At 38.5% G+C, this 13,846-nt stretch carries 10 protein-coding genes; 9 read left to right on the top strand and 1 reads right to left on the bottom strand.

What is annotated here, in order from left to right:
* Window positions 1-88 precede the first annotated feature (88 nt).
* The 5 genes from IPP86_11470 (at window position 89) to IPP86_11450 (ending at window position 7,762) form a co-directional block, all read left to right on the top strand.
* Window positions 89-328 (top strand): hypothetical protein, encoded by a 240-nt coding sequence (locus IPP86_11470; GenBank protein MBL0139132.1) that lies wholly within the window; start codon window positions 89-91, stop codon window positions 326-328.
* Between the two features lie 351 nt (window positions 329-679).
* Complete coding sequence (locus tag IPP86_11465) at window positions 680-2,521, top strand: T9SS type A sorting domain-containing protein (GenBank protein ID MBL0139131.1); 1,842 nt, start codon at window positions 680-682, stop codon at window positions 2,519-2,521.
* Between the two features lie 287 nt (window positions 2,522-2,808).
* Window positions 2,809-3,588 carry a sterol desaturase family protein gene (locus tag IPP86_11460; protein MBL0139130.1) on the top strand — a complete coding sequence of 260 codons (780 nt, stop codon included), beginning with the start codon at window positions 2,809-2,811 and terminating at the stop codon, window positions 3,586-3,588.
* A 588-nt stretch (window positions 3,589-4,176) separates the two neighbouring features.
* Window positions 4,177-5,496 (top strand): PQQ-binding-like beta-propeller repeat protein, encoded by a 1,320-nt coding sequence (locus IPP86_11455; protein MBL0139129.1) that lies wholly within the window; start codon window positions 4,177-4,179, stop codon window positions 5,494-5,496.
* Between the two features lie 214 nt (window positions 5,497-5,710).
* Window positions 5,711-7,762 (top strand): alkaline phosphatase D family protein, encoded by a 2,052-nt coding sequence (locus IPP86_11450; GenBank protein MBL0139128.1) that lies wholly within the window; start codon window positions 5,711-5,713, stop codon window positions 7,760-7,762.
* Window positions 7,763-8,327: 565 nt separating this feature from the next.
* On the opposite strand, the gene IPP86_11445 is transcribed toward IPP86_11450, so the two are convergent.
* Window positions 8,328-10,061, bottom strand: coding sequence for a T9SS type A sorting domain-containing protein (locus IPP86_11445; GenBank protein ID MBL0139127.1), 1,734 nt, complete (start codon window positions 10,059-10,061; stop codon window positions 8,328-8,330).
* A 197-nt stretch (window positions 10,062-10,258) separates the two neighbouring features.
* Here IPP86_11445 and IPP86_11440 point away from each other — a divergent pair, with 197 nt between their 5' ends.
* From IPP86_11440 to IPP86_11425, 4 genes are all read left to right on the top strand, one after another.
* The gene (locus IPP86_11440) at window positions 10,259-10,633 is read left to right on the top strand and encodes a hypothetical protein (GenBank protein MBL0139126.1); all 375 of its coding nucleotides are present in this window, start codon (window positions 10,259-10,261) and stop codon (window positions 10,631-10,633) included.
* A gap of 115 nt (window positions 10,634-10,748) precedes the next feature.
* On the top strand, window positions 10,749-11,531 hold the full coding sequence (locus IPP86_11435) for a CPBP family intramembrane metalloprotease (GenBank protein MBL0139125.1): 783 nt from the start codon (window positions 10,749-10,751) through the stop codon (window positions 11,529-11,531).
* Between the two features lie 476 nt (window positions 11,532-12,007).
* Window positions 12,008-12,580, top strand: coding sequence for a dihydrofolate reductase family protein (locus tag IPP86_11430; protein ID MBL0139124.1), 573 nt, complete (start codon window positions 12,008-12,010; stop codon window positions 12,578-12,580).
* Between the two features lie 244 nt (window positions 12,581-12,824).
* Window positions 12,825-13,547: a Crp/Fnr family transcriptional regulator gene (locus IPP86_11425; GenBank protein MBL0139123.1), complete on the top strand. Its 723-nt coding sequence runs from the start codon at window positions 12,825-12,827 to the stop codon at window positions 13,545-13,547.
* The last annotated feature ends 299 nt before the right edge of the window (window positions 13,548-13,846 follow it).

The following is a 13,846-nucleotide window of genomic DNA, read 5'->3' as shown; positions in this document are numbered from 1 at the left end:
CAAAAATAGTTTTGATAATATTTAAAGCGGAGAACGCTGAAAACCGAATAGAGGAAGCTACTAAAAAAAACAAACAATGAATAAATTTATGATCGATATCCTTTTACAAGGAATAGACAATGAAACAAGATTAAAATTGTTACCCCGGGAACAAGAAATAATAAAAGAGTGGGAAGACAATGGCACCCTTTTAGCTTCTTACATAAAAGGCGAAACTGCCGGGATCTACCTGGTCTTAATGGCTAACGACAAATCAGACGCAGATAAAAAACTGTCAACGCTACCATACTATCCATATATGAAAATTGAAATCATTGCATTAAGGTAACAAGACAAAATACGTTATCCCGCTGCGAAGGATCTCCAAGATCCTGAGCCAACCAACTGTGTGATATTCATCCATCATTCAAATCTTTTCAATTGTCAATTTTCAGCATGCTATTTTATAGAGAATTAAATTTCTTTTTCTAAAACTTTCTTCAGTCCTGAATAAACAATCGGTAGATGAGAAAGATTAAATGCGTAAAAAAGCAATCAAATACCATTTGCTAATAATACATAAACCATTTATCTTTCCATATTAAAATGCAAGTTCCATTTTAGTTCTTTCAATATCTAGTATCATTGATCCACAATTGAATTCAGCCATAACAAATCAGGAACACTCTACCCTACCGACATGAATAGAACAATATTTTCTTTATACACATTATTCCTGAGTATCATTTTACTTTTTACAGAAACAAGTAATGCACAGGAAGCTTTTTGGGCAAAAAGTGTTTCCAGTAACGATTATGAATACGGTGTTGCCTCTGATCTGGATTCTCAAGGAAATCTGTTTATTATTGGCTATGGTACCGGACCAACTGTGGCTCTAGACACCACCAGCTACAACGCGAATGGTGACGGTGATGCTTTCATCGCGAAATTTTCTCCCTACCATCAATTGTTATGGTTTAAAACTTTAGGCGGCGATGACCCTACCTATTATGATTCCGGAATGGATATTCATGTCGACGATAATGATGATGTGATCATACTGGTAACTTCTGCGGGACATAACTTTACATATAACGGACAGGTACTTGCCGGTATAACTTCTCCGGGACAATACAGTGGTGAAGGCGTGATCCTCAAGGTCGATAACGATGGGAATTATCTGTGGTATGACCATGGTTCCATTTCAAGTTCTTTTCAAAACGTTGCAACCGATGCACAGGGAAACATCTTTTTAACCGGCTGGTTTGCCAGTACGATTACATTGGGAGATTCAATTACGTTGACAAATACAACGAGTGGCACTACGAAAGATATGTTTGTTGCAAAGTATCAACCCAATGGTCACTTGGTGTGGGCAAAACATGTAGGTGGTACAGTACACAATTCATTTGCATTCGGTCACAACATTGCGCTTGACAGGACTTCCGGCAAAATTATCATTGTAGGGCGATTTGAAAATGACATCTATTTTGATACAGGTGTTTTATCTACGACTGCCAGCTATGCAACCTTTTTGGTTGCATACGATACCAATGGAACGGAATTGTGGAAGACCAGCCTGTTTAATAACGGTAGTTCATATTGTCAGGGATTGGGTATTTCGTCTTCCGGTCTGATCGGAGTCGCAGGATATAATTCATTGGGATCAAATCCGGATGGGCTCCTTGGATTCTATGATTCGAATGGAGCTGTACAATCAGAAGATATTTATTCATCGAATTATTGTCGCTTGCATAGTATTGCTTTCAATAGTTCGGATGAATGCTTTATCACCGGTACTTTTAATGATACTGTAGTTCTTGGAGTTGTACCTGACACAATCATGCTCACCGGTTTCAATGCCGGCTTTTTATTAAAATTAAATAGCAACCGGGTACCAGAATGGGCAAAGAAATTATCAGCAACCTTTGAGAATGAGGTTACCTGCAAAGACAATCGGATTCTCTATGCCGGACGGATTGATGGTCCTTTTATTTATAACTATTACTCAGATTCTATCATCAACAATCACGGCGACGCAATTTTTGCTGAATTTTCCGATGGCTGTTATGTATCGGATACGACAACTTCTTTAACCGATACTACAATAACTGCCAATAATAGTTCCGCAACCTATCAATGGTTGGATTGCGGTAACAATTATGCAATAGTTCCGGATGCAACAAACCAAACTTTTACTCCGGGATATAATGGTCTGTATGCTGTTCAACTGACACAACATAATTGTGTGGATACGACAGATTGCCAGGCTATAACACATATCGGAATCATCGAAAATGATTTCGGAAATAAGTTCGCGTTATATCCAAATCCTTCCCTCGCCGATTTTTATATTCAATTGGGAGAAATCTACAACACCGTTACCGTAAATCTGACTGATCTGAATGGAAAAATTGTCCGGTCCGAGACATTCACGAATAAACAATTACTGCATTTAAATATTGATGTATCACCGGGAGTTTATTTTTTGAAAATTGGAACCCGAGATAAAAAGGCGGCGGTTCGCGTGGTGAAATTGTAAATTATCAAGGGATATACGATTGAGAAATCAGAAAAATCCAGTTCGGAGGAACGTTATGTGAATGGTTGTGAGTAAGGGTATTCCGACTCCGGATGAAGGCTGCTCCCCTTTCAAGACATCACAGTCCGGTAAACCTGGGTCTAAAATGGTTTCGTAAATGCCGACACTAAATCTTAGCAAAACAGCTATTTATCGTTATAAGTATTTTCAGGGAGTTTTGTATATTTACCTGTTAGCACAAAATTTGTAAACACTTATATCACGACAATTCTATTATTGACAAATTAATGAACCTACCAAATCCTCTTCAAATTTTGATGGACCCGGCATCCATAATTGTGATAAGTATCTTTATCGTTCTAATGATTGCCGAAGAGTTGTTTCCAGGCAGACCTTTACCAAAAATCAAATATTGGAAAATAAAAGGGATAGTATTCTTTGTCATTTATTTTTTTCTTTCCACCTATCTGCCGATGTTTTGGAATGACACACTTGCACAATATCAACTCTTTGATATGTCATTCCTGGGTGATTTTGGTGGAGCAATTGTTGCATTGTTTATCTATGAATTTGGAGTATACATCTGGCATCGATCCATGCATAAAAGCAATATTCTATGGCGGATATTTCATCAAATGCATCACAGTGCCGAACGTGTAGATGCATATGGTGCATTCTATTTTAGCCCAATGGATATGATAGGCTTCACATTCTTAACCAGCCTTGCATTAGTCGTAGCAGGCGGATTTACTGTTCAGGCAACAATTTATGCGATTTACGGAGCAACATTTCTGGCAGTAATTCAACATGCAAATATTAAGACACCGCAATGGATGGGATATATATTTCAAAGACCTGAATCGCACTCTGTTCATCACGCAAAAGGTATTCATGCATTCAATTATTCTGACCTTCCACTTTTTGACATTATCCTGGGAACTTTCAACAATCCAAAAGAATTCGCGAACGAAACAGGATTTTATACGGGGGCATCTTCAAGAATAGGAGATATGTTATTGTTTAAAGATATAAATAGTGGAGACGTAAATCGAGAAGGAAGCAATTAAACACAGCTGATCCGAATTTCTTTGCATCCTCCATTCTACTCATGACACGATTCGATGGATATTCATCCGTTGAAGCGGGTCTTGTGAATTAAATTTTTGAATACTTTTCTCCTACCTACTGTATTCCAATCAAACATTCTTATAAAAACATTTGAAATTTTAAAATGAATTTAGAAGTATGCAGACACGTTGAGCGATTCAAAGTGGATTAAAATCGCACAATTAATAAACAACGGATGAATATCCGTCGAAGCGGGTCTTGTGAATTAAATTTTTTGAATGCTTTTCTCCTACACTTCTCCATTTCAATCAAACATTTTTACAACAACGTTTGAAATTTTATAATGGATTTAGAAGTATGCTAATACGTTGAGCGATTCATGGTGGATTAAAATCGCACAATTAAAAAGCAACGGATGAATATCCGTAGAAGCAGGCATGTTAAAATTTCATTAACATAAAATGTGTTAAACTTAGCATGAATCTTATCATGATTATCATTCCGTAAGCAAGTGCGTATATATTTGTATTGTGCGCAGTGCTTCGGAACACTGCTAAATTAAACTGTCATTCTAAATTTTCTTGATAATGAAAATAATAAATTTTCTACTATTTATTTGTCTCCTTTGTTCCTGTACACCTCAAACTCCACAAAATAATTTCAATTCAATGTTCAGGGGAGATATTACCCATCAGGGAAAATATGTTTCTGAATCTATCATCCAACAACCAACTCTCAAACGGGAATTTAAGACGGGAGGACCGGTTAATTCATCTGTCGCATTTGATGAACAAAATATTTACTTTGGTAGTGGCGACAGCAATTTCTATTCTCTCAAACAAAGTACCGGAACACTAAATTGGAAATATAAAACAGGAGGCGGAATTTATTCTACAGCGGCATTCTCAAATGGAACCATTTATTTTGGCAGTTACGATGGAATTTTTTATGCTTTAAATGCAAATGATGGTTCAATGAAATGGACTTTCAAAACAGATGGTGAAAAACGATTTTCAGCACCCGGTATTCACGGGCATTTACCGAAAGATTCTATTTTTCAGGATGAGTGGGATTTCTTTCTTTCATCTCCTGCCATTGATGAAGGGACAGTTTATTTCGGAACCGGTTCCGGTTATTTTTATGCGCTTGATGCTGCAACAGGTAAAGAACAATGGAAGTTTAAAACAAATGGCGTGATTCATTCATCGCCTGCCATCGCATTTAACAATGTATATTTTGGAAGTTGGGATACATACTTATATGCGTTAAATAAAAAAAGCGGGACAGAAGTATGGAAATTTAAAACAGGAATTGATACTGTTATATACAATCAAACCGGTATGCAGGGCAGTCCGGTTGTTTCCGACAGTAACTTATACTTTGGATGTCGTGATTCACACCTGTATGCATTAAATGCCATAAACGGTAAATTATTGTGGAAACGGTTTAATGATTTTGCATGGGTAAGTAGTTGTCCCGTTGTTGCTGATGAAAAACTAATTTACACAACAGGAGATTCAAGAAGTTTAGTTGCACTGAATAAAAATACCGGTGATTCAATTTATCAGGTTAATTCAAAAGGTTGGATTATGTCATCACCATCCCTAGTAAACAACATTGTTTACTATGGCGATCTTAATGGTTTTTTATATGCAAATGATATTTCGACAGGAAAACAATTATGGATTTACCAATTAGAATCCTCTCAAACTGATTTCTATAAAATACTAAGTCCGGACAGTGTATTGAATTATGAAATTGTTTTTTCTGATCAGAAAAGGAAAAAGGAAAATAAAACATCAATGGAAATGCTTTTTAATCTGGGCTCAATTCATTCTTCACCGGTTATTAAGGATGCCGTAATTTATTTTGGCTCAACAAATGGAAATATATATGCATTACAGTGATAATTATTTTGTCCAGGAAATTCACTTAGACCTCTTAAGTAAATTGAAGATAATTATTTGCGCGTGTTGATCGAAAATGAATTGTAATTACACTTTCATTGCTCTCAGAAAATACATTATTTAATAAAATGTATCAACGAATTCTGAACACAACGAAATAAAAATAAATCACACACTTCATTCCGAATCTTAAAGCAGTATAAAATAAAATCACATGCACTTAAACCGCCGCGAGTTCCTTCATGCTTCTCTCTTCCTTGGCTTTGCCATAGCGACAAAAAAAGGCTGGTCAAACAAAGCTCCGCTTTCCGCTACAGAACGCCGTGACCTCTTCCCTCAAGGTGTAGCCTCCGGTGATCCCACAGCAAAGTCGGTCATCTTGTGGACGAGACGTCCGCCTGTGAATGATAACGCAGCAAAAAGGCTGTCCGTTGAAATTTCAACGACTCCGGAATTCAAAAATATCCATTCGGGCGGTGTTGCAAAACTCAGTGCTGATTCAGACTGGACCTGTCGTTTCCTCGCAACAGATCTGGATCCAAACCTTGAGTATTGGTATCGTTTTGTTGATGATCAGGGCTTCGCGAGCCGCATCGGTCGTACGATCACTGCTCCGGAAGAAAATTCGGACGCTCCTGTGCGTTTTACTTTTGTCTCCTGTCAATGTCCGAACGAAGGCGCCCTCAATGCTTACCGAAAAATGATCTATGAAGATGAAGCTCGTCCAAATGATCAGCGGCTGAATTTTGTTTTGCATCTGGGTGATTTTATTTACGAAGTGACCTGGTATGCGGAAGACAATCCAAACGGAAACCGTGGACGCCGGATCAGAAATCTGTACAAATTCCCACAAGGACGAAAGGTGAGCAATTTTCATCTGCCCGCAACTCTCGAAGATTACCGTACACTCTACCGCGCCTATCTTGAAGATCCCGATCTGCAGGATGCACGCGCCCGTTGGCCTTTTGTATGCGTATGGGATAATCACGAATTCGCATGGGCCGGTTATCAAAGTCAGTATGTCGCGGGAGGTGGTTACAATGCTCCTGCACAAAATCAGAAGGTGTACGCGAATCAGGCATGGTGGGAATTCATCCCGGCGATGGTGCAACAACCCGGCAATCCAAAGCTCGAACAGTTCATTCCTCCCAAAGTAGTGGATACTCCTATGGAAGAGTTCAACGATGACGGACTCTCCGAAGAGCCCAATAACCTGCTCGCGATACATAGTCTGAAGATTCAGCGTGTATTGCGTTGGGGCAAGAATGTGGATCTGTTGCTGACCGATAACTGGTCCTTCCGCTCTCCCGATATGTCGACGGATGATTTTGAAGTTCCGGAGTATCCGAGGGTCTCTCCACAGATCCCGCTTGAAATCATGAATTATGGTAAGCATTACAACAACAACAATCCACCGGAAACCATTCAATTCAATGGCAAGGACATTCCGAATCCGACGAAAGAAGTTTTTGCACAGACCTTCCTCGGTACAGAACAAAGACGCTGGTTCATCGAACAACTCGGCGCTTCCAAAGCACGATGGAAAATCTGGGGACATACTTTCGGCACCATGGAACTGCGTTGCGATTATCAGAATTTGTCCGGGGAATTGGGAAGCAAGTGGCCAAAGGATGTCGGCTACGCGGTGATGGACAACCGATTCCTTCGTGATAAAGATTTGATCTTTGATTTCATCCGCGATCAGAAAATCACGGGCTTTTGTGTAGTCGGCGGTGATCGTCACGCTTTTTTTGCAGGACTGGTTTCCAAAGCGCTTCCGCCAAAGAAATTCGAACCAATCGGTGTGGAGTTCATCACCGGTTCTATCTCACAGCAGACTCTGCAAGAGGTACTGGAAGTAACCATGAAAAAAGATCACCCGAAACGTGTGCTCCAACTGATTGATCAGCCGGATGGGAAGATGATTCCTTCCGTGAATGTAAGCGCTCTGCACGGTGTGGCATCGACGCTGAAATTAAAAGAGACCGGAGACATGAAGCAGGCCCGAGCTGTACGCAATCCGGATGTATCACCACATTTATCCTTGCTCGACATGGGCGGGCATGGTTACGGTCTGGTCACAGCCACCGCCGATCAACTATCAACAGAATTTGTCTGCATCCCGATACCATTCGAACGCAGTGAACAAGCGGATGGTGGTCCTTTGAGGTATCGTGTTGTTCACCGTACACGTTTATGGAAAGCGGGAGAAGCTCCTAAACTGGAGCAGGAGATACTTGAGGGGGATGCGGGGTATTGTGTTTGAGGGATTTTTGATTTTAGATTTTAGATTGTAGATTTTAGATTGGGGGAAAAGTCTGAACTTTGATTATTTTGATTTCGCTGAATGTGTAACTGTCTTATTGTTTGGGCGACTATTTATAAGGGTATGTTCAGTAGTTCAAGGAAAGTTTAATGATGAATAAATTCTCCCTCATCAGCGTAATCAAATAAATCAAACAAATCATAGTGCAGACATTTCTAATGGTCGAAATAGCAAGACTGGTATTTGTGAGAAGGTTTATTAATTTCCTAAACACTATTTTTAACACAGAGCGGGCACAAAGTGTCACACAGAGTTTCACAGAGGAGATATAGCGATTTAAATATGCTGAATGCTTCCCCTACTCCATTTCATTCAAACATTCGTACAACAACGATTGAAATATTAAAATGAATTTAGAAGTATGCCGACACGTTGAGCGATTCAAGGTGGATTAAAATCACACAATTAAAAAACAAGGGATGAATATCCGTCGAAGCTGGTTGATTGAAATCACACTTTAGAATACAAGGCATGGATATCCGGCGAAGCAGAGTATTTGCCTGCTTCAAGGATAAACTATAATTCGGGAAGATTCGAATAGCGAGGAATTGGACAGTTCCAGAAAATAAATCCCTTCCACAATATCTCCAAGTGATAATGAAACAGTTCCATTTTGATTCTTCCATTCTTTCACAAGCCGACCCTGGATATTCAATAAACGAATCGTGTAAGATTCCTGTTGAATGTTTAATTGAATATTGAGTTTGTCCCGGGTTGGATTCGGATAGAGATTGAAGGTATGATTAGAATTAGTCTGCTGTATACCTACACTTTGATTGGCCATGGGCCCCAATTTGGCAATGATGGGTTCTGTAGTATATAAGTTTGTATTCACAGATGTAAGGCCATCCATGATATAGTTTTGTTTAAAGAATGTACTTCCTAAATACAATAGACCTTGCTTCGAAATATCGATATCCGTCTCCGTATCTCCATAACCCTGATGATCTCCTTCTCCAAATGTTTTCTGCCAGATAATATGGCCATTCGGATCATACTTTAAAAGCAATGTCGCGCTGATGGGAATGTTGTAAACCATCATGGTGTCAATCAGGAGCGAATCTCCTTTACCAAATGCCGCAACAAAAATGTTGTCATCTTTGTCGGTCCTGACCGATAATCCAACTTCTTCTATAGAAATTGAAATTGTCTGAAACCATTGAAACACACCTAAGCTGTCAAACTTGATTAAGAAAAATCCGGAACCATTTGTGCAGAAAGGATTGTGAATCTGATCTCCGGGAAAAACATTACCATCGATATCAATGTAAAAATCCGAGAACCGGCCTGTAATCAGCACATTCTGTTGTTGATCCACACACACTCCTTTCACATAATCCGAACCAATGCAATTGGCGGTTTTGGTCCAACTGATGTTGCCATTCAGATCCATTTTTGAAACATACACTTCTGTCGTTGGAGAGCTGTCTGCATTGCTTGTCAGCATGCTTCCAATGATCAGACTTGATTCTCTGTATTCACCTGTAAAATAGACATGTCCTTGTTTATCCGCGCAAATATCCACGACGCTTTCATTGATTGAAGATCCAAAGGCCTTTGCCCATATAGCAGTTCCAGTACTGGAATATTTGCTAATAAAAATATCCTCCGCACCGACAGATGAATAAGTGTTGGCGCCAAAATTGACATTCGCGCTCCAAAACAAACCTGCTATATAAATATTATCAAATTCGTCGGTCGTGACAGCTTTGCCTTCATCAATCGAAGTGCCACCGATGTTTTTTGCCCACAACACATTTCCATAAGGATCCAATTTAAAAATAAAGGCATCCGACCGTACAGGGCCGATTGGATTTCTAAGCACGATACTTCCAATGTTCATGGAATCACCGTTGAATTTTCCTACTACGATAATATTATCTGCCTGGTCGATAGCTACACTGGCAGCTATATCCATGCTATCACCGCCAAAACTTTTTGTCCATAAAATATTGCCTGATGAATCGTATTTACTTACAAAAATATCCGACATCGTATACTGATTTATAATACCTCCGGTAGGATTTACATTCGGAAAGTACTGCGAACCGGAAGAGATGGAATCACTAAGAAAATCGCCAACCATCACCACATTGGACTTGCTGTCACAGGCTATACTCCGGCCATTATCATCCTTGCTGCCTGCTAAAGTTTTAGCCCATTCCCAATTCGGAATTTGAGCTTCGCCTATCAAACAAAAGCTGCAAAACAGTAATGTCAAAAGAAATAACCTTTTCATACATTCGTAATTTGAGGTAAAAATAATGTTCTTTGGGAATGTACCAAATATATATCAGCTGTTTGCAGGATTATGACAGATTTTATTTGAAATCTATCCTATTCATTCTTATTTCCGTTCTTTCTATATCTCTGATCTTTCATAACAAAAAAGCGCTGGCCGCCAGAGAAAGGTTTATTACACAAACAGGTGAGTTAATGCCTAAAGTGCTTTATAATATAAAACTGCACTATCAGACATCAAATGGTGCGAAGACGTATATATCACCGAACAACTTATGCGATGTCTATGTATTTGACAAGTACTTTGCTTTTGTTCGCAGAAAGAATTTTGTTTTTAAAGTCCTTTTTGCTCCTGTTCTAGTCACATCAGAACCTGACACAGTGAAAAAGAATTTCACGTATCTTGAATCCTATAAACCCGAACAGGTTCACTTCAATCAACAAATCAAAGGAAATGTTGACATAAAACTTAATGACCCATTGTACAAATATTTGAAGATTAATCTTACATTTAAAGAACTAACCAGCGAGCAAACAGCAATATTAGATAAAATTAAGGAATGGTGCTGATGATTGTAACGAGAATATCATTGTTCTGAACGATATCTGCTATAAAATACCACGTTCATTTATAACTTTAAGTTATCCGCTTAAAAATGCAAAGACTAAGAAATTAAAGCAATAAATGCAAATCGAAACAAAGGATAAAGTCTATTTTCCCAATTTACTTCATTCAATAGGTTTGGTCATTTTGCTCTTTGTAATCGAATTCCCATTTTCTTTGCTCAGAAAAATAACGGAACTAAATAATCCGGAATTGAAATCATCTTTTATTCATTTAATTAGTTCTGTTCTGGAGATGACTGTTATAATTATTGTCGCATTGATGATAATGAGAAAACGCAACAAGGATAATTATAAGTTAAAATTTAAAAGAGTTAGCTTTCTTAATTTGTCAATTTTAGCTATAATGGGAATGTCTGTACTGATTATTACAAAAGCACTCACAATTTATATACCAATAACGCATAAAACTGCTGAATATTATCACAAATTATATGAACCTAATTTTTTAAATTTAGTCCGTGCTGTAATTATTGTACCTATAACCGAAGAGATATTCTTTAGAGGAATTATACTTCAAGGGCTTTTAAAAAATTACAAGCCGACAGTAGCAATTTTTTTGTCAGCCATCATCTTTGGACTAGTGCACATGAATCCCGGTGCAATGATTACAGCTACTGTTGGCGGATTACTGACAGGCTGGATCTATTGGAAAACCAATTCATTGCTCCCATGTATCATGCTTCATTTTCTGAATAATATGATGGCTTACCTTTCCTGGTCAAAGTTTTTAAAACTGCATGAGAATCCATCTCTGATGCTATTCATGATGACTGTTGCAACTTTGATACTTATAATTTGCTATAAATACCTGAATAATAATTTGACTACAAGATTTACATAAAACATAATTATAAACCAAATCAACCCCCATGAATCTAACACTTAAAACCCTCACAGTAATTGTTTCAGCCTTCGTGCTCTTCCTCCCTCCACAAATTCCCCCCACATTTTCCCCGGAACTTACGGTGTTTCCTCTTCGGATCCATCCGATATTAAACTGACCATCCATGCTGACCACACTTATCTTTACCAGGACTTTTCTGATCCGAAGAATTCGATTTCAGTCAGCGGTAACTGGACTTTAAAAGGCAACAAAGTTTTACTTGAAAACAGTGATCCCGGAAAGAAATTTCATTCTGTCTGGACATTCACGGACAATGGACAGGTGGCTAAATCCAGGAAGGGTCTTTTGTTTTACAGGTTGTGCAGACTGGACAAATAAAAATTCGGGTAAAGAGAATATTTAATAATTCAGTTAATACCTGATGGAGTTGTGTTTTGTAAGTACGCATCTTTATCTTGAAAATTTAATTACAAATGAGACATCTGATATTTTTTATGCATACTTCCCTCGATGGCTTTGTTGCCGGCCCGAAGGGAGAATTGAACTGGGTAAGTATTAACGATGAGATTTTCGATTTTGTCGCTACGATGACAGCACAAGCCGACACGGCTTTGTATGGACGGGTAACTTATGAAATGATGCAAAGTTACTGGCCAACAGCCGGTCAACAACCAAACGCTTCAAAACACGATAAGGAACATTCTGTTTGGTACAAAAATGTTTCGAAGGTTGTTTTATCAAAGACCTTGAGTGAAGCAGGTCTTGAAAATACTGTTGTCATTGGCGACAATCTTACAGACAATATCAACAAGATAAAAAACCGCGATGGAAAAAATATTCTGATTTTTGGTAGTCCGGGTGCGTCGCATTCTTTATTGAGTCTGGGTCTGGTGGATGAATTTTGGTTATTTGTGAACCCGATTCTTCTTGGACAAGGTATTCCTCTTTTTAAAAGCATCACCGAAACAACCAAACTGAAGCTTCTGGAATCTAAAACTTTTGCTGGCGGAGTGATTGCGCTGCATTATGCAAAAAGCAGTAATTAATTTGCGTTCTTTTTGCGGATGACACACTCTCAGCAAATCGGGGCAAAGTTCGCAAAGATGAAAAAGCAAGACGCAAAGGACGCGAAATATGCAATTCGTTCAAAGATGATGAGCAAACCTACCGTTAACTTGAAAAATGTCTGCAATTTCGCAGGTACATTTCTCCTTCATTCGTGTGTTGCGAAAGACATCCGTCATTGTCTACAACGGCAATTATCATTTATTTTGCGGCTAAATAAAGTGTATGTTATTTAACAAACAATTGGGTAATGATTTGGAGTGTAAATCACACCTGATTTTTCATAACAGTGCATTGAGTCAGTACTGTACAGAAGATGAGAAGTCGCTGATTGTCAAGAATCTGATTCACAGGAGTTATCATAGAAATGAAGTAGTCTTTTATGAAGGACAACCTTCCTTTCTCATCTATTTTATCTGCAGCGGGGTTGTGAAGCTCTGGAAAGAGGGTTGTCATAAACTGGAGCAATCAATCCGTTTTTCAAAAACAGGTGATATGTTTGGCTTTTGGGGTTCACTTGAGAATTCAAATTATTCACTTTCAGCGACAGCTATTTCAGATTCAGAATTATACTTTATCAAGAAGGATATTTTTCTTCCCATTGTGCAGGCCAATTCATCTTTAAATATGCTCCTCCACGATTATATCAAAGAGCTAAAAAAAACAGAAGATAGCCTCCGGAATATGGCCGAAATGAATGTTCGTGAAAAAGTAGCCCATTCGCTGCTTGAACTCTTGGATCTTTTCAGAAATAACCTGGATGAGCACACGTATAAAATTGTTCTGTCCAGGAAAGAAATTTCCTCTTTATCCGCGATAAGTGAGGACAGGGTTAGTAAGCAACTTTCTGATTTCAAGAAGGAACGTAAAATTATCGTTGAAGGTGCAAAAACCTTTATCGATAAACAGGCCTTGCAGGAAATTATAAAACCTTATATGTTATCCTGAGTTCCGGCTTTTCCAATTTATTGACAGCATAAGCTTCTGCCCTGTTTCGTACATCCTGATCAGTAAAATTTTACTAAACTTTCCCTGACAGGCAAACTTTGATCAAACTCCAATCCCAAGGCTGCGTTCTTTAAAACTCTGACATATGTCGGCTTTTTTGACGTCCACAAACTTTTTTAGTTCAGTCATCGGGCAGGGCTTGGTTATACACATGTTGTTCTTTTGTACTGTAATTTGTCGTTAATGAATACGGTCGAATGAAAACGCTCCACACAAGAACAGGTTCAGCTTCCAAAGGC

This window comes from Bacteroidota bacterium (genome assembly GCA_016720935.1).
Lineage (GTDB): Bacteria > Bacteroidota > Bacteroidia > AKYH767-A > 2013-40CM-41-45 > JADKJP01.
This window is presented reverse-complemented; position numbering and strand designations above follow the sequence as displayed.